The 17,004-nt window shown below is 64.7% G+C and carries 18 protein-coding genes; 12 read left to right on the plus strand and 6 right to left on the minus strand.

Annotation, left to right across the window (positions count from 1 at the left end; translation table 11 throughout):
• Positions 1 to 148: 148 nt before the first annotated feature.
• The 4 genes from acnA to HAV22_RS20280 form a co-directional block, all read right to left on the minus strand.
• Complete coding sequence (acnA, locus tag HAV22_RS20265; RefSeq protein WP_166861567.1) at positions 149 to 2,857, minus strand: aconitate hydratase AcnA; 2,709 nt, start codon at positions 2,855 to 2,857, stop codon at positions 149 to 151.
• Positions 2,858 to 2,920: 63 nt separating this feature from the next.
• A complete protein-coding gene (locus tag HAV22_RS20270; protein ID WP_166861568.1) occupies positions 2,921 to 3,484 on the minus strand; it encodes a hypothetical protein in 564 nt (187 codons plus the stop codon).
• Positions 3,484 to 4,473 (minus strand): HpcH/HpaI aldolase/citrate lyase family protein, encoded by a 990-nt coding sequence (locus HAV22_RS20275; protein ID WP_166861569.1) that lies wholly within the window; start codon positions 4,471 to 4,473, stop codon positions 3,484 to 3,486. The genes HAV22_RS20270 and HAV22_RS20275 overlap by 1 nt, the downstream gene beginning before the upstream one ends.
• Positions 4,474 to 4,566: 93 nt before the next feature.
• Positions 4,567 to 5,559, minus strand: a complete 993-nt coding sequence (locus HAV22_RS20280; protein ID WP_166861570.1) for a malate dehydrogenase — start codon at positions 5,557 to 5,559, stop codon at positions 4,567 to 4,569.
• Positions 5,560 to 5,833: 274 nt separating this feature from the next.
• Between HAV22_RS20280 and HAV22_RS20285 the strand changes: the two genes are divergently transcribed.
• From HAV22_RS20285 to HAV22_RS20330, 10 genes are all read left to right on the plus strand, one after another.
• Positions 5,834 to 6,631: a GntR family transcriptional regulator gene (locus HAV22_RS20285; protein WP_166861571.1), complete on the plus strand. Its 798-nt coding sequence runs from the start codon at positions 5,834 to 5,836 to the stop codon at positions 6,629 to 6,631.
• 205 nt (positions 6,632 to 6,836) lie between these two features.
• Positions 6,837 to 7,259: a succinate dehydrogenase, cytochrome b556 subunit gene (gene sdhC, locus HAV22_RS20290; protein ID WP_166861572.1), complete on the plus strand. Its 423-nt coding sequence runs from the start codon at positions 6,837 to 6,839 to the stop codon at positions 7,257 to 7,259.
• A gap of 5 nt (positions 7,260 to 7,264) precedes the next feature.
• Positions 7,265 to 7,636, plus strand: coding sequence for a succinate dehydrogenase, hydrophobic membrane anchor protein (gene sdhD, locus HAV22_RS20295; RefSeq protein ID WP_166861573.1), 372 nt, complete (start codon positions 7,265 to 7,267; stop codon positions 7,634 to 7,636).
• Between the two features lie 2 nt (positions 7,637 to 7,638).
• Entirely contained in the window at positions 7,639 to 9,417 is a 1,779-nt protein-coding gene (sdhA, locus tag HAV22_RS20300) for a succinate dehydrogenase flavoprotein subunit (protein ID WP_166861574.1), read from the plus strand.
• Positions 9,418 to 9,485: 68 nt separating this feature from the next.
• Complete coding sequence (locus tag HAV22_RS20305; protein ID WP_056132068.1) at positions 9,486 to 10,196, plus strand: succinate dehydrogenase iron-sulfur subunit; 711 nt, start codon at positions 9,486 to 9,488, stop codon at positions 10,194 to 10,196.
• A 249-nt stretch (positions 10,197 to 10,445) separates the two neighbouring features.
• On the plus strand, positions 10,446 to 10,712 hold the full coding sequence (locus tag HAV22_RS20310) for an FAD assembly factor SdhE (RefSeq protein ID WP_047823985.1): 267 nt from the start codon (positions 10,446 to 10,448) through the stop codon (positions 10,710 to 10,712).
• Between the two features lie 90 nt (positions 10,713 to 10,802).
• Positions 10,803 to 12,104 (plus strand): citrate synthase, encoded by a 1,302-nt coding sequence (gene gltA, locus HAV22_RS20315; RefSeq protein WP_166861575.1) that lies wholly within the window; start codon positions 10,803 to 10,805, stop codon positions 12,102 to 12,104.
• Between the two features lie 91 nt (positions 12,105 to 12,195).
• On the plus strand, positions 12,196 to 12,732 hold the full coding sequence (locus HAV22_RS20320; protein WP_166861576.1) for a dihydrofolate reductase family protein: 537 nt from the start codon (positions 12,196 to 12,198) through the stop codon (positions 12,730 to 12,732).
• Positions 12,729 to 13,361 (plus strand): TetR/AcrR family transcriptional regulator, encoded by a 633-nt coding sequence (locus HAV22_RS20325; protein WP_166861577.1) that lies wholly within the window; start codon positions 12,729 to 12,731, stop codon positions 13,359 to 13,361. The genes HAV22_RS20320 and HAV22_RS20325 overlap by 4 nt, the downstream gene beginning before the upstream one ends.
• A gap of 50 nt (positions 13,362 to 13,411) precedes the next feature.
• Positions 13,412 to 14,098: a hypothetical protein gene (locus tag HAV22_RS20330; RefSeq protein ID WP_166861578.1), complete on the plus strand. Its 687-nt coding sequence runs from the start codon at positions 13,412 to 13,414 to the stop codon at positions 14,096 to 14,098.
• 93 nt (positions 14,099 to 14,191) lie between these two features.
• Here the strand turns inward: HAV22_RS20330 and HAV22_RS20335 are convergent, their stop codons facing one another.
• Positions 14,192 to 14,443 carry a DUF3297 family protein gene (locus HAV22_RS20335; protein ID WP_166861579.1) on the minus strand — a complete coding sequence of 84 codons (252 nt, stop codon included), beginning with the start codon at positions 14,441 to 14,443 and terminating at the stop codon, positions 14,192 to 14,194.
• Positions 14,444 to 14,580: 137 nt separating this feature from the next.
• On the opposite strand from HAV22_RS20335, the gene HAV22_RS20340 reads away from it, so the two are divergent.
• Positions 14,581 to 15,558, plus strand: coding sequence for a hypothetical protein (locus tag HAV22_RS20340; protein WP_166861580.1), 978 nt, complete (start codon positions 14,581 to 14,583; stop codon positions 15,556 to 15,558).
• A 9-nt stretch (positions 15,559 to 15,567) separates the two neighbouring features.
• Here HAV22_RS20340 and HAV22_RS20345 read toward each other — a convergent pair whose 3' ends face one another.
• Positions 15,568 to 15,921 (minus strand): hypothetical protein, encoded by a 354-nt coding sequence (locus HAV22_RS20345; protein ID WP_166861581.1) that lies wholly within the window; start codon positions 15,919 to 15,921, stop codon positions 15,568 to 15,570.
• 111 nt (positions 15,922 to 16,032) lie between these two features.
• Here HAV22_RS20345 and HAV22_RS30885 point away from each other — a divergent pair, with 111 nt between their 5' ends.
• Positions 16,033 to 16,878: a nuclear transport factor 2 family protein gene (locus HAV22_RS30885; RefSeq protein ID WP_208296285.1), complete on the plus strand. Its 846-nt coding sequence runs from the start codon at positions 16,033 to 16,035 to the stop codon at positions 16,876 to 16,878.
• The last annotated feature ends 126 nt before the right edge of the window (positions 16,879 to 17,004 follow it).

The raw sequence follows: 17,004 nt of genomic DNA on the forward strand, positions 1-17,004 counted from the left end.
TGGGCTCCCCGAGCCCACGCGTGACGTTCGCGTTATGCCGACGTCCGCGTGGGCACGGGGTGCCCACCCTACCGAAACACGAGTGTCGACGATGAAAAAGGGCCGGAACCCGAGCAGGTTCCGGCCCTTTCGCTTTTTCTACCGCAGATTACGCCGCCAGCAGCTGGCGCAGCACGAACGGCAGGATGCCGCCATGCTTGTAGTAATCGACTTCGATCGGCGTGTCGATGCGCAGCAGCACGGACGTTTCCTTGGTCGAGCCGTCGGCGCGGTGGATCACGAGCGTCGCCTGCATCTGCGGGCGGATCTCGCCTTCCAGGCCCTTCAGGTCGAAGGTCTCGTTGCCGGTGATGCCCAGCGTGTCGACGCTGTCGTCGGCCAGGAACTGCAGCGGCAGCACGCCCATGCCGACGAGGTTCGAACGGTGGATGCGCTCGAACGAACGGGCGATCACGGCCTTCACACCCAGCAGCTGGGTGCCTTTCGCGGCCCAGTCGCGCGAGGAACCGGTGCCGTATTCTTCGCCCGCGAAGATCATCGTCGGGGTGCCTTCCGCGATGTACTTCATCGCGGCGTCGTAGATCGACAGCTGTTCGCCGCTCGGCTGGTGGAGCGTGATGCCGCCTTCGACGGCGGAACCGTCGGCCTTCGGCGGGATCATCCTGTTCTTGATGCGGACGTTCGCGAACGTACCGCGCATCATGATCTCGTGATTGCCGCGGCGCGAGCCGTACGAGTTGAAGTCGGCCTTGATGACGCCGTGGTCCTTCAGCCATTTACCGGCCGGGCCGTCTTCCTTGATCGAACCGGCCGGGGAGATGTGGTCGGTGGTGATCGAGTCGCCGAACACGCCCAGCGCGCGCGCGCCCGCGATGCCGGCGGCGGCCGCTTTCGGCGTCATCTCGAAGTCGCTGAAGAACGGCGGTTCGGCGATGTACGTCGACTCCGGCCAGTCGTAGACCTGGCCCGACACCGACGACACGGCTTCCCACAGCGCGCCCGGGTTGCCCTTGACGTCCGCGTAGTTGCGCTTGAAGACCTCGGAGTTCATCGCGAACTTCATCAGGTCGTGGATCTCCTGCGAGGTCGGCCAGATGTCGCCCAGGTAGACGTCGACGCCGTCCTTGCCCTTGCCGACCGGTTCCGTCATCAGGTCGCGCGTGACGTTGCCGGCGATCGCGTAGGCGACGACCAGCGGCGGCGACGCCAGGAAGTTCGAGCGGATGTTCGGGTGAATGCGCGCCTCGAAGTTGCGGTTGCCCGACAGGACGGCGGCGGCGATGATGTCGTTCGACGTGATCGCGGCGTTCAGTTCCGGCGTCAGGTCACCGGCGTTGCCGATGCAGGTCGTGCAGCCGTACGCCGTCACGCCGAAGCCGAGCTGCGTGAGGTAAGGCAGCAGGCCCGTCGCTTCGAGATAGTTGGTGACGACGCGCGAACCCGGCGCCAGCGACGACTTGATGTGCGGTGCGACCGTGAGGCCTTTTTCGACGGCCTTCTTGGCCAGCAGGCCGGCGGCCAGCAGCACGCTCGGGTTCGACGTGTTCGTGCACGACGTGATCGCGGCGATCAGGACGTCGCCGTTCTTCACGCGCAGGCCGTTGGTCGTCTCGTAGACCTTCGACAGGTCTTCCGGGGCCTTGTTGAAGCCGTTCGCGCTCGTCGGCTTCGAGAACAGGTCGTTGAAGTTGGCCTTCACGTTGCCCAGTTCGATGCGGTCCTGCGGGCGCTTCGGGCCGGCCAGCGACGGGGTGACGGTCGACAGGTCGAGCGACACGACGCGCGTGTAGTCGATCTCGCCTTCCTTCGGGACGCCGAACAGGTGCTGGGCCTTGAAGTAGTTCTCGAAGGCGGCCAGTTCCTCTTCCGTGCGGCCGGTGCCGCGGAAGTAGTCGATGGTCTTGTCGTCGACGGGGAAGAAGCCCATCGTCGCGCCGTATTCCGGCGCCATGTTGCCGATGGTGGCGCGGTCGGTGGTCGACAGCGACGCCGTGCCTTCGCCGAAGAATTCCACGAACTTGCCGACGACCTTCTCTTTACGCAGCATCTCGGTGATGGTCAGCACGAGGTCGGTCGCGGTGCAGCCTTCGCGCAGGGTGCCCGTCAGGTTGACGCCGATGACGTCCGGCGTCAGGAAGTACACGGGCTGGCCCAGCATGCCGGCTTCCGCCTCGATGCCGCCCACGCCCCAGCCGACCACGCCCACGCCGTTGATCATCGTCGTGTGCGAGTCGGTGCCGACCAGCGTGTCGGGGTAGTACGTGGAACCGTTCTTCATCACGCCGCGCGCGAGGTATTCCAGGTTCACCTGGTGCACGATGCCGAAGCCCGGAGGCACGACGCCGAACGTGTCGAACGCCTGCATGCCCCACTTCATGAACTGGTAGCGCTCGTTATTGCGCTGGAACTCGATCTTCATGTTCAGGTCGAGCGCGTCCGGGGTGCGGAAGTGGTCGATCGTGACCGAGTGGTCGACGACGAGGTCGACCGGGACCAGCGGCTCGATCTTCTTCGGATCGGCGCCCGTCTTGGCGGCCACGTTGCGCATCGCTGCGAGGTCGGCCAGCAGCGGCACGCCGGTGAAGTCCTGCAGGACGACGCGGGCGACGACGAACGGGATCTCTTCGGTACGGGCAGCGGTCGGGCCCCAGTTCGCCAGCTGGCGGACGTGCTCTTCGGTGACCTTCTTGCCGTCGCAGTTGCGCAGCACGGACTCGAGGACGATGCGGATCGACACCGGCAGGCGCGACAGGTTCACGCCCAGGGCTTCGCCCAGCGCCGGCAGCGAGTAGAACTGGCCGGTCTGGCCCGCCGCGAGCGGGAAATCCTTGAGCGTGTTCAGGGTATTGCGAGACATAAAAGCTCTCCTTAGTGAGATTTTGTTGTTACCTACAACTCGGTCAGCCTTGCCGATGGGGCATCAGCTCGTCTTGTCGCCCGGCGCGGCGGCCACTGCCGGCCGGGCCTGTTCGGCGTCCTTGCATTCGTTGGCCAGCTGGCGGTTCTGCCTCGAGTCGAGCAGGATACCCTTCGACGGGATGCCGATCCAGACCAGCCCGGACTTCGCGCTCTCGTAGCGGCGGGCGCCCGTCGTCGTGCCGACTTTCTCCATGCGGCGCAGGTGGTTCTGCCAGCGCAGTATGATGTAGCTGTCGTCCATCAGGTTGCGGTACACGGCGACCTTGTTGTTCATCTCGCACGAGAACTCGGTCAGCGTCGTGTCCGTGACGTCCGGGATCGGCTCGTCGTCGGCGACCTCCGGCTTCGGTTCTTCCTTGTGCGCCTTCGCGTCTTTCTTGTCTTTCTTGCTGTCCTTCTTGCTGTCCTTCTTGTGCTTGGCCGGCTTGGCCTTTTCTTTTTGTTTCAGGACCTTGGTGGCCTTGGGGTGGCTGTCGCCGGTGGCGGCCGATGCGGACGCGCACAGGCTTGCCGCCGCGAGCGCGAGGGCACAGGCGGCGAGCGGTTGTTTTAGAGTGATGGCCATCAGATGGATTCCGGTTGATTGACGAGTGCCGCCGCGGCCTCCGGCAGCGCCAGGCCGGCCAGCTTCGCGCGCTGCAACACCGTCCAATAATATCGGTAGCTGGCGCGGTCGTGCAAGCGGCCTCCATGGGCAATCGGTCCCCAATCCTTCGCCATCGCCGCCTGCAGGATGCTCGTCGCTTCGTTCACTTCCGCGAGGCGCGGCGTGAAGGCTTTCACGATGGGCTTGATCTGGTCGGGATGGATGCTCCACATCCGGGTGAATCCGAACTCGGCGGCGGCGCGCTGGGCATCGTTGGCGACGACGGCGCTGTCCTTGATCTCGGTCGTCACATTGTGCGACGGGACTTTGTCATGCGCGTGACAAGCCGTCGCCATCTCCAGCTTCGCGCGCACGACGAGCGGATGCGTGAACTGGCCCGGCGTGCGCATCGCGGCGGCCGGAATCGCGCCGTGGTGCGCCGAGACGAAATCCATGATGCCGAACGACAGGCTCTCGACCTGGGGCAGGGCGGCGATGGCGTAGGCGTCGTGCAGGGCGCCGTGCGTCTCGATCAGCACGTGCAGCGGCAGCACGGCGCGCCCGGCCTTCGCGGCGGCCTGGTTGACGACGTCCTGCGCGCGCAGCACGTCTTCCAGGCTGTCGGGCTTCGGCAGAACGACGTAGGCGAGTTTCTGGGCGGCGGCCCCGACGATGATCTCGACGTCCTGCGCGAAGTGCGGGCTCGTGACGTCGTGCAGGCGCGCGCCGATGCGGTGCGCGCGGTTGTCGGGGCTGTCGACGAGGGACGCGACCAGCTCGGCGTGGGCGCGTTCGTTGCCGGCGGCGGCGCCGTCCTCGCAATCGAAGGTGATGTCGAACAGGGGACCAAGTTCTTGTTGCAGGGCCATCGACTTGCGCATCAGCTTCTCGCTGCCGGCGTAGTGGTCGCAGGCGGGGAGGAGCAGTGGCTGGCGTTGGCCCTGGAATAAAACCTCGGAAGGGTGCATGGTGTGATCTTTAATGATGCGGTGCCCCAAACGTATGCATTATGCCGGCTTACGGTGGGCACCCCGTGCCCACCTAACGTATGCGTTACCGGATTACTGACCCAGCAGGTGCGCGACGCCCGCGCGCTCTTCGTTCAGCTCGTTCAGCGTCAGGTTGATGCGCTCCTGCGAGAACTGGTCGATCGGCAGGCCTTGCACGATCGTGTACTCGCCGTTCTGCGTGGTCACCGGGAAGCCGAAGACGATGCCTTCCGGGATGCCGTACGAACCGTCCGACGGGACACCCATCGTGGTCCACTTGCCGTTCGTGCCCAGGACCCAGTCACGGACGTGGTCGATGGCGGCGTTGGCAGCCGAGGCAGCCGACGATGCGCCGCGGGCGTCGATGATGGCGGCGCCGCGCTTGCCGACGGTCGGCAGGAACGTGTTGCGGTTCCAGTCGTCGTCGTTGATCATGTCCTTGACCGACTGGCCGTCGACCGTCGCGAAGCGGTAGTCGGCGTACATGGTCGGCGAGTGGTTGCCCCAAACGACCATCTTCTCGATGTCGCCGACGGCCTTGCCGGTCTTGGCGGCGACTTGCGACAGGGCGCGGTTGTGGTCCAGGCGCAGCATGGCGGTGAAGTTCTTGGCCGGCAGGTTCGGGGCCGATTTCATCGCGATGTGGGCGTTGGTGTTGGCCGGGTTGCCGACCACCAGCACTTTGACGTCACGCGAGGCGACGGCGTCCAGCGCCTTGCCCTGCACCGTGAAGATCTGGGCGTTGGCTTCCAGCAGGTCCTTGCGTTCCATGCCCGGGCCGCGCGGACGGGCGCCGACCAGCAGGGCGACGTCCGCATCCTTGAACGCGGTCATCGGGTCGCTGTGCGCGGTCATGCCGGCCAGCAGCGGGAATGCGCAGTCGTCCAGTTCCATCATGACGCCCTTCAGCGCCTTCTGTGCCTTTTCGTTGTCGATTTCGAGCAGCTGCAGGATGACCGGCTGGTCCTTGCCCAGCATGTCGCCGTTGGCGATGCGGAACAGCAGGGAATAGCCGATCTGGCCGGCCGCACCGGTGACGGCAACGCGCTTAGGGGTTTTTGCCATGATGAATCTCCAAATAAGAGGGAAGAAGCGTACTACTGAGCGGACGACGCAGAAGGATACGCCTGTTTGGGAAAACTGCAATCATACCAAAAGCGCCATCGCCAAGCGGGCGTGCGACGCAATGCCGGCAGGCGGGCGCCCACGCTCGATCGACCGCGAGTGTAGTCCCGCGCCATTCCATCTGTCAATTCATATCATATGTCTTATATAAGACACATAATCTGAGGGTTTCTCCACTGGACGGACCCTTGGATTTATGAAAAAATCGCTGTCTATGAACCAAGCCCCGTCCAATCCGAACAGCAATGGTGCCACGACAAGCGGCGCCGGCGGCGCTGTCGGCGGCGCGGCACCGTCCCCCACGTTCTCGCCACTGTACCAGCAGATCAAGGCGCTCATCACGCAAAGCCTGCAATCGGGCGAGTGGAAGCCGGGCGAACTGATCCCCAGCGAGGTCGAGCTGGCCGGCCGCTACAAGGTCAGCCAGGGCACCGTCCGCAAGGCCATCGACGAGCTCGCCGCCGAGCACCTCGTCGTCCGCCGCCAGGGTAAAGGTACGTTCGTCGCGTCCCACAACGAGGCGCGCGCCCACTTCCGCTTCCTCAAGCTGATGCCCGACGAGGGCGTCCCCCAGCATTTCGAGCACGACTACCTCGAGGTCAAGCGCATCCGCGCGCCGGCCGAGGTGGCGCGCCTGCTCGATTTGAAGTCGGGCGACGCCGTCGTCTACATCAAGCGCCTGATGAGCGACGCCGGCGCGCCGACGATCCTCGAGGAACTGTGGCTGCCGGGCCAGCTGTTCAAGGGACTGACGGCCGAGCGCCTGGCGGAATACAAGGGGCCGATGTACGGCTTGTTCGAATCGGAATTCGGCACGCGCATGATCCGCGCGACGGAGAAGATCCGCGCGATTGCGGCCGACGCGCCGACCGCGCAGGCGTTGAAGGTGGCGGAGGGAACGCCACTCTTGTGCGCCGACCGGGTGTCGTTCACGTATGGCGATAAAGCGGTGGAATTGCGGCGCGGTTTGTATCTCACCGCGAAGCATCATTACCAGAACGAATTGTCCTGAATAGTTTTTGCGCCGAGCCTATGCTGGGTGCAGGAATCGCTGGCAGCGATTACAATGCTTTGATTTTGGGAAAGCGTCGGAGAGGCCCGGCCGACGTGTTCCAGCAAGGATCTGGAGACGGTGAAACCAGGTTCGGCGCAGGTCACAAAATCGGCGAAGTGCGGGTTCCAACATAAAATCAGTCAGTTTTAAGGGAGGTGTTCCAATGTCCGAAGCCGTGAAAAACGTGCAAAAAAGAGGGCAGCCGATCCGTAATGTGAGCATTACGGACATTACGATGAATTACAAGCAGCCGCCATCGGCCATCGTGTCGATCCTGCACCGTATCAGCGGCTTCGTGCTGTTCCTCTTCCTGCCGTACCTGATCTACCTGTTCGGCGAGAGCATCCGTTCCGAGATCTCGTTCGCCCACTGGGCCGGCATCGTCAGCCACCCGCTCGTCAAGATCATCCTGCTGGGCCTGTCCTGGGCGTACCTGCACCACTTCTGCGCCGGTATCCGCCACCTGTTCATGGACAACCACATGGCCCTCGACAAGGACGCCTCGCAGCGCACCGCGCGCTACGTGCTGGCCGTCAGCCTGGTCCTGACCCTGCTGGTCGCTCTCAAACTGTTCGGAGTGTTTTAATTATCATGGCTACTACCCCCAAGAACATCGGACAGCGCCGTCTCGTCGTCGGCGCGCACTACGGCATGCGCGACTGGCTCGCGCAGCGCGTGACGGCCATCGTGATGGTCATCTTCACCGTCATCCTGCTGGTCTCGTTCCTGACCGGGCAAAATTTCACCTACGAAGGCTGGGCCGGTCTGTTCGCCCGCCAGTGGTTCAAGCTCTTCACCATGGTCACGTTCTTCGGCCTGTTCTACCACGTGTGGGTCGGTATCCGTGACATCTGGATGGACTACGTCAAACCGGTCGGCATCCGCCTGACCCTGCAGATCGCCACGGTGCTCTGGCTGCTCGCCTGCGCCGCCTGGACTGTGCAAATTCTCTGGAGCGTGTAATCGTGGCAGCAATCAACACCAACATCCCTGTCCGCCATTTCGACGTCGTCATCGTCGGTGCCGGCGGTTCCGGCCTGCGCGCCGCGCTGCAATTGTCCGAAGCCGGCCTGAACGTGGCCGTGCTGTCGAAAGTCTTCCCGACCCGTTCCCACACCGTCGCCGCACAGGGCGGCATCGGCGCGTCGCTGGGCAACATGAGCGAGGACGACTGGTACTGGCACATGTTCGACACCGTCAAGGGTTCGGACTACCTGGGCGACCAGGATGCCATCGAATTCATGTGCCGCGAAGCACCGAAGGTCGTGTACGAGCTGGAACACTTCGGCATGCCGTTCGACCGCAATCCGGACGGCACGATCTACCAGCGTCCGTTTGGCGGCCACACGGCGAACTTCGGCGAGAAGCCGGTGCAGCGCGCCTGCGCCGCCGCCGACCGTACGGGCCACGCGCTGCTGCACACGCTGTACCAGCGTAACGTCCGCTCGCGCACGCACTTCTTCGTCGAATGGCAGGCGCTGGACCTCGTCCGCAACGCCGACGGCGACGTCCTCGGCGTCGTTGCGCTGGAAATGGAAACGGGCGACGTCATGATGCTGCAGGCGAAAACGACCGTGTTCGCCACGGGCGGCGCCGGCCGTATCTTCGCCGCGTCGACCAACGCCTTCATCAACACGGGCGACGGCCTGGGCATGGCGGCACGTGCCGGCATCCCGCTGCAGGACATGGAATTCTGGCAGTTCCACCCGACCGGCGTGGCCGGCGCGGGCGTCTTGATCACGGAAGGCGTGCGCGGCGAGGGCGGTATCCTCATCAACAGCAACGGCGAGCGCTTCATGGAGCGCTATGCGCCGACGCTGAAGGATCTGGCGCCGCGCGACTTCGTGTCGCGCTCGATGGACCAGGAGATCAAGGAAGGCCGCGGCGTCGGCCCGAACAAGGACCACGTGCTGCTCGACCTGCGCCACATCGGCGCGGACACGATCCGCAAGCGCCTGCCGTCGATCCTGGAAATCGGCCACAAGTTCGCCAACGTCGACGCGACGAAGGAACCGATCCCCGTCGTCCCGACCATCCACTACCAGATGGGCGGCATCCCGACGAACATCCACGGCCAGGTCGTCACCCCCGACGGCACCGGTTCGCAGAAGGTCGTCAACGGCCTGTACGCGATCGGCGAATGCTCGTGCGTGTCGGTGCACGGCGCGAACCGCCTGGGCACGAACTCGCTGCTGGACCTGGTGGTCTTCGGCCGCGCGGCCGGCAACCACATCGTCGCGCAGAACCTGAAAGAGCAGGGCAACCGCGCGCTGCCGAAGGACTTCGCCGACTACGCGCTGGGCCGCCTGAACCGTCTGGAAAATTCGACGGGCGGCGAGAAGGTGCAGGACGTGGCCAACGCCATCCGCGCCACGATGCAGAAGCACTGCGGCGTGTTCCGCACGCAGGCGCTGATGGACGAAGGCGTCAAGGAAATCATGGCACTGGACGAGCGCCGCAAGCACGTGTCGTTCAAGGACAAGTCGAAGGTGTTCAACACGGCGCGCATCGAAGCGATCGAGCTGGACAACCTGATCGAAGTGGCCAAGGCGACCGTCGTGTCGGCCGCGGCGCGCAAGGAATCGCGCGGCGCCCACGCCCACAGCGACTACGAGCAGCGCGACGACGAGAACTGGATGAAGCACACCCTGTTCTACTCGGAAGGCAACCGTCTCGACTACAAGCCGGTTGTCACGAAGCCGCTGACCGTCGACACGTTCAAACCGAAGCCCCGTACGTTCTAATCCGGCGACGACACAACACGATATTTTGCGGACGGGGCAGGACCCCGTCCCCGACAGATAGGTAAAACATGGCACGCACAGTCCACCTGAAGATCTACCGCTACGATCCGGACAAGGATTCGAAGCCCTATATGCAAGACGTCACCGTCGAGCTGAAAGACACCGACAAGATGCTGCTGGACGCCCTGCAGCGCATCAAGTCCGACGTCGACGACTCGCTGGCGCTGCGCCGCTCCTGCCGCGAAGGCGTGTGCGGTTCGGACGCGATGAACATCAACGGCAAGAACGGCCTCGCCTGCACGACGAACCTGAACGAGCTGACCCAGCCGATCGTGCTGCGTCCGCTGCCGGGCCTGCCGGTCATCCGCGACCTGATCGTCGACATGACCAACTTCTTCAAGCAGTATCACTCGATCAAGCCGTACCTGATCAACGACTCGATCCCGCCGGAGAAAGAGCGTCTGCAGTCGCCGGAAGAGCGCGAAGAGCTCGACGGCGTGTACGAGTGCATCCTGTGCGCATGCTGCTCGACGTCGTGCCCGTCGTTCTGGTGGAACCCGGACAAGTTCGTCGGCCCGGCCGGCCTGCTGCAGGCCTACCGCTTCATCGCCGACTCGCGCGACGAAGCCACGAACGAGCGCCTGGACAACCTGGAAGATCCGTACCGCCTGTTCCGCTGCCACTCGATCATGAACTGCACGGACGTGTGCCCGAAGGGTTTGAACCCGAACAAGGCCATCGGCAAGATCAAGGAATTGCTGGTTCGCCGCGCGATCTAAACGGTGCTTGCCGGACGTCGTGTCCGGTAACGTGTAGGGTGGGCTCCCCGAGCCCACGCGGACGCCAGCGTGACGCAAACGTCACGCGTGGGCACGGGGTGCCCACCCTACGAAACGGCGCGATCGTTCCCGGCAGGGTATATTTTTGTCGATATCCTGCGCCAAGTATTGCCTTAAATACAGTAAAACTACCGTACTGTCGCCAACCGGCAGCCGGAGTATAGTGTTGACCCAACAACGGACTCTAGTGTGAAAACGCATCAATCCGACCCTGCCAACCGTGCCCGCCTGCGCTGGCGCGCGCGCCGTGGCCTGCTCGAGAACGACCTGATCCTCACGCGCTTCCTGGATGCGCATGAAGAAGAATTGACGGACGAGGAAGTCGATGCGCTGACCCGTTTGCTGGACCTGGCGGACAACCCGCTGATGGACCTGCTGCTGGGCCGCGCCGAGCCCGAAGGCGAGGTCGACCTGCCGCACGTGCGCGCCCTGGTGGCGCGACTGCGGCAAGCCTGAGGCGGCCGCGCCGTCGCGGACGCCGGTGACGAAACCTGAAGATTTCGTTTTATTTTATCTTGTAGACCCACTCCCACAGAAGGAAGTGCCATGAACATCTCTGATACCAAAGCCACCCTGTCGTTCTCGGACGGCAGCCCGTCGGTAGACATGCCGATCTACAAGGGCACGATCGGCCCGGACGTCATCGACATCCGCAAGCTGTACGGCCAAACCGGCAAGTTCACCTACGACCCGGGCTTCATGTCGACCGCCGCCTGCCAGTCGGCCATCACCTACATCGATGGCGACAAGGGCGAGCTGCTGTATCGCGGCTACCCGATCGAGCAGCTGGCCGTCAACTGCGACTTCCTGGAGACCTGCTACCTGCTGCTGAACGGCGAACTGCCGAACGCCAAGCAGAAGGAAGAGTTCGTCGGCACCGTGACCAAGCACACGATGGTCCACGAGCAGATGCAATTCTTCTTCCGCGGCTTCCGTCGTGACGCGCACCCGATGTCGGTGCTGGTGGGTACCGTCGGCGCGCTGGCGTCGTTCTACCACGACTCGCTGGACATCAACGACGCCAAGCAGCGCGAGATCTCGGCCATCCGCCTGATCGCCAAGCTGCCGACCCTCGTCGCGATGGCCTACAAATACTCGATCGGCCAGCCGTTCGTGTACCCGCGCAACGACCTGTCGTACAGCGCGAACTTCATGCGCATGATGTTCGGCAACCCGTGCGAAGAGTACAAGGTCAACGACGTCCTCGTCCGCGCCCTCGACCGCATCCTGATCCTGCACGCCGACCACGAGCAGAACGCATCGACGTCGACCGTCCGCCTGGCCGGTTCGTCGGGCGCGAACCCGTTCGCGTGTATCGCCGCCGGTATCGCCTGCCTGTGGGGCCCGGCGCACGGCGGCGCGAACGAAGCCGCACTGAACATGCTGAAGGAAATCGGTTCGGTCGAGAACATCCCTGGCTTCATCGAGAAGGTCAAGGACAAGAACTCGGGCGTGAAGCTGATGGGCTTCGGTCACCGCGTGTACAAGAACTTCGACCCGCGCGCCAAGCTGATGCGCGAAACCTGCCACGAAGTGCTGAACGAACTGGGCCTGCAGGACGACCCGCTGTTCAAGCTCGCGATGGAACTGGAAAAGATCGCCCTGAACGACGAATACTTCGTGTCGCGCAAGCTGTACCCGAACGTCGACTTCTACTCGGGCATCGTGCAGTCGGCACTGGGCATCCCGGTTTCGCTGTTCACCGGTATCTTCGCGATGGCCCGTACCATCGGCTGGATCGCCCAGTGGAACGAGATGATCGCCGACCCGGAACAGAAGATCGGCCGTCCGCGCCAGCTGTTCGTCGGTTCGCCGCGCCGCGACGTGCCGACCATCGACAAGCGTTAATCCGCCTCGTCGTGGATCAGAAAGCGAGCCTGCGGGCTCGCTTTTTTTCCGCCTTCCGATAAAATATACAGCGTATAAATAAGGGGGCGCCATGATCACTGGACACGTATTCATCGCTATCAGCCTCGACGGCTACATCGCGCGGCCCGACGGCGACATCGATTGGCTGCTCGCGCGCGACGACCCGCGCGAAGACCACGGCTACGACGCCTTCATCGCCGACAAGGACGCGATCGTCATGGGCCGCGGCAGCTACGAGAAGGTCGCGACGTTCGATGCGAGGCCGTACGACCGGCCCGTGCTGGTGCTGTCGCGCCAACTGGCGGGTGCGCCTGTCCCCGACCGGCTGCGCGGCAAGGTGCGTTTCGCCGACCTTTCACCGCTCGATGCGATGCGCGAACTGGAGCACGACGGCGCCCGCCGGGTCTACGTGGATGGTGGCCGGATCGTGCAGGCATTCCTGCGCGCGGGCCTCGTCGCCGACATGGTCGTCACGACGGTGCCCGTGCTGATCGGCGCCGGTCGATCGCTGTTCGGCGAGCTGCCGGGAGATCGTGACCTGGCCCTCGTCGCCAGCCGCAGTTTCCCGTCCGGTCTCGTGCAATCCACATACCGGCTGCTGCCGTGACGCGCCCTCGCGGTCGTCCCGCGCGCGGGCAGGGCGTGTCGCGCGACGCCATCCTCGATGCCGCACTGGCTTTGCTCGACGAGGACGGCGAGCCCGGATTGACGATGCGCACCCTGGCCGCGCGGCTGGGCGTTACGCCGATGAGCCTGTACCACCACGTGACGGATCGGGCCGGCCTGCTGCGTGCGTTGTCGGACCGGGTGTATGGCGCCGTGCTGGACGGCGCGGACGAGCCCATCAGTCCCACGGAAGGGATACGGACGCTGCTGACACGCTATTACGACGCCGTCGTCGCCCATCCGCAGTTGACGCTCGCGATCTTTGCCGAGCCCGCGGCCTTCGCCGGCGCGAGCCGCGACATCACGAACCGCCTGACCGTATTGCTCGCGGACCTGACGCCGGCGCACCTGCTGTGGCGCGACATCCTCGTCGACCATGCGCACGGCAGCGGTCTGGCGCTCATCGCCGCCCGCGGCGACGGCGTCCGGAGGGCGGCGCTGCGGGACGCGTACCTGCAGGCGCTGGACTGTTTGCTGGGGCACCTCCAGTGGCCTGAGGCGACGGCCGCCGCGGGAGCCCGCTCGAAGCCAACGGTTTCAAACGTGAGGCATGACGACCTGAGCCTTTAATTTTGATGATTTTTTGTTATTATTAATCATTGAAACGCTCTTTGACTACCATGGCCCTCGTTACTCAACCTGATCGGCGCTCGGGAGATCGACGTACCGATGGCGTCACCGCAAAAATCTTGCGCACCATGTTCACCATGCGGCGCCGCTTCGGCGACGCCGCGGCGAAAAATCTACTCCTGCGCAATGGCCTCGAAGATGAGTTGGTCGACCGTGTGCTGGCCATTCCCGAGGAACGCCGCACGCAGCGACGCCGGATCCATGAAGCGCCGCCCACGTCCGTGGACCAGCATCAACCGGCAATCGACGACGACGGACCCGTCACGCTCGACGTGGCAGGGATGGCGATCCTGCACCGTCTTCGCTTTGAAGCCGACACTGGCATGCACAGGATGACGATCGTCGAGTGTCCGGCTGAATTGCAACGGTTTGGCCTGATTCAGCTGGATGACGACGGCAAGCCCGTCATCACAGCAAAAGGTCGCCAGGCGCTCAAGCATTTTGCCTGCGTGCGTGCGCTCACCAGCATGCAGTGCGGCCCGGATGCGCCCATGATGAGCGAGGAAATTCGCATCTGGCTGGAATCGAATTTGTTTTTGCAGCGTATCGGTAATGACTACAAGGTCACGGAGCTGGGTCGTAGTTGGCTCGAATTTAACCGGTCGATTTCGCATGACCGGTTGCCGCGGCAAGCAAGTGGCCAGCCCAGCGTTCACCGTGCCGAACACTCGGCATGAAGGATCTGACGGCTGATCGAGCGGGAACGCGCAATGAAAAGGCCGCCGGATCGCCCCGGCGGCCTTCGTGTTTCTACGTCAGCGGTGGAATGATCAGACGGCGTAATACGCCTCGACCGTGCCTTTCAGCTTGATCAGCATCGGACGGCCCTTGCGGTCGAGGGTCTTGCCGGCGGCGACCTTGATCCAGCCTTCGCTCACGCAATATTCCTCGACGTCGGTGCGATCCTTGCCGTTGAAACGGATGCCGACCGGGTGCTTGAAGATGTCCGCGTTGTGGTGCGGGCTCTTCGGGTCGATGGACAGGCGGTCGGGCAGGGGTGGGAGTTGGGTAGTATCGTTCATGGCCAGAATTATCCACGATTCCTCGCGCGCACGCGAGCGCGGGATGATCGCGGTCATTGCTGGGTTGAACTTTCTGTATGGACGCGTCAGCGCCGTTTCGCTATGCTCGACGGAATGTGAATTCGACGGGGTGCGCCATGGCACGAAAAGCGGGCAATGTCTACCGGATACCCCGGCGCTTCAACTGGCCGTTCGTGATCGGCGGTTTCTCCGTGCTTGCCCTCGCCATCATGCTCGGGCGCTGGGGCGGTGCCGCTTTCGACTCGAGCGCGTATGCCGACACCGCCCGTTGGCTGCGCGGCGACGTGCCGCTGTCCGACTTGCGTGCGCCGTTTGCCTACCGCCTGGCCGTGCCGGCGCTCGCGGCCGTGCTGCCCGGCGCCCTCCACAACACGTTCGCGGCGCTGAACTGGATCTGCGTCACCGCGACGGCCTGCCTCGCGACGGCCGCCGTGCGCCGCATGGGCTTCGGCACGCGGCGGGCGCTGGGGGCGGGGCTGCTCGTCGTGCTGTCGCTGCCGACGTTCTGGTACGCGCCGTGCCCGCTCGTCGACCCGGCGTCCGTGTGCATGCGCATGGTGTTCGTGTTCGCCGTGCTGACGACGCAGCCACGTCTCGCGCTCGCGGCCGCGCTCGCGGCAACGGCGGTCCACGAGGAGAATATCCTGCTGCTGGGCTGGCTGCTCGTGACGCGCCGGGTGGCCGTGAACCACGGACTGGCCGCGCTGGCGGCCGCCGCCGGCTGGCTCGCCGCCGTGCGCGGGGCGATCGTCCCGGGCCTGGTGCAGGGCGCCTGGCTGCCCGGCGTCGGCACGATGGGCGCGCGCCTGGGCGATACGCGCGGCTTGCTGATGCTCGCCGGTTGCGCGGGCGTCGTGCTGCCGCTGGCACTGGCCGGCATCTGGCGCGCGCCACCGCGCATCGGTGCGCTCAGGAGCCTCGTCGCGTTGATGGCCTTGCCTGCGCTGTACGGTGCCGTCAACCTGCGCCTCGACGGGACCGGCGTGTGGGCGTTGTATCCGTTCCTCGTCCCGTTCGCCGTGTCGCTGGGCCTGCCGCGCCGGTCCAAGACGGTGCCCGACGTGCGCCCGCTGCGCACGTCGCGGCGCGCCTGAACCTTCAACCTACTGGCACTTGCCCCTGACCTTCGCCACTGCGATGAAGGGCAGGGCCAGCAGCCCGCCGAGGAAGAACGTGGGTTGCCGCTTCAGGCCGTCCTTGTGGAGGCAATCGGGCACGGTGGCCTCATCGACATTGCGCGCGAAGATGTCGTAGTGGTTCGCGCGGTATGTGTCGGCCTCGTGCAGGCGGGGATTGTCCGGATGCTCGGCCAGCGTCTCGCGCACGGCGGCGCGGATCGCGTCCTCGCTGGGCAGCGCAGTCGGCTTTACCGGCGCCGGGGCGGGCTGGTTCGGCAACGGCTCCCGGGTGGCAGCGGCGGCAGCCGTCAGCAGGCCGGCAAGGACGATGGTTCTCATGGTTCATGCGTTCATGGCAATATTGGCAAATGTACACCAACGCCATCCGCGTTGTTGAACTTGCACATTTCGTTACACAATGGGCGTCATCGCCTATCCAAGGACTCAAGCATGAAATCGCTCATCCTCGCGTGCTGCCTGTTTCTCGCGCAACTCGCGCACGCCGCCACCGATCCGGTCCTCGTGCAGCAGGTGAACGCGTTCGTCGACGGCTGGCACGACGACGCGGCCCACGCGCGCATGCGCTACTTCGACAAGATGGCGCCGGACGGCGTGTACATCGGCACGGACCGCAGCGAACTATGGCGGCGCGATGCCTTCCGCGAATGGGGCCGCAAATACTTCGAGGGCCGGCAGGCGGCGTGGGTGTTCCATCCCACGCGGCGCAATGTGTATGCGACGCCGGACGGTACGGTGATCTGGTTCGACGAGTTGCTCGACACGGAAAACATGGGGCACTGCATGGCCAGCGGCGTCATTCGCCGGACGGAAGCCGGCTTCGAGATCGTCCATTACCAGCTGTCGCTGGCCGTGCCGAATGAAGTGGCGAAGCAGGTGCTCGGGATCGTGACGGCGGCGGAGGCGAGGGTGGCTGCCAGGAGGGGACCGGCACCGGCGCCGGGACAGGCGTCCGTACCCGCGCAAACGCCCGCGGCTGCACCTGCACCGGCGACGGCATCCGCTGCAGCACCGGCGCCCGCAGCCGCACCTGCAGCGACGCCCGCGGTGGCACCCGCAGCCGCAGCGATGCCCACGGATGCATCTGCACCCGTGCCTGCGTCCGCAGCAGCGCCCGCGCCAGCCCCCGTATTCAGACCCGCGGCGACGTCCGCAGTGCCACCGGCACCAGCGCCCGCGCCAGTAGCGGCTCCCGGGGCCGCACCCGCAGAGACATACCCGGCTGCACCCGCACCCGCTGCCGAGGCGGCACAGGCACCGGCACCGGACTCAAAATAACGTAACGTGAAAGAACGTATCCAAAAGACGTGCGGATGCCTGGCCGGGGTAGGCCATCAAAAATTGTGCAGCTCGCGACTCAGGCAGGTTGGTCGATCAGACCGAATTTCTTGAGAGCCTTGATCC

It is taken from the genome of Telluria antibiotica, assembly GCF_011682055.1.
Classification (GTDB): domain Bacteria; phylum Pseudomonadota; class Gammaproteobacteria; order Burkholderiales; family Burkholderiaceae_D; genus Telluria; species Telluria antibiotica.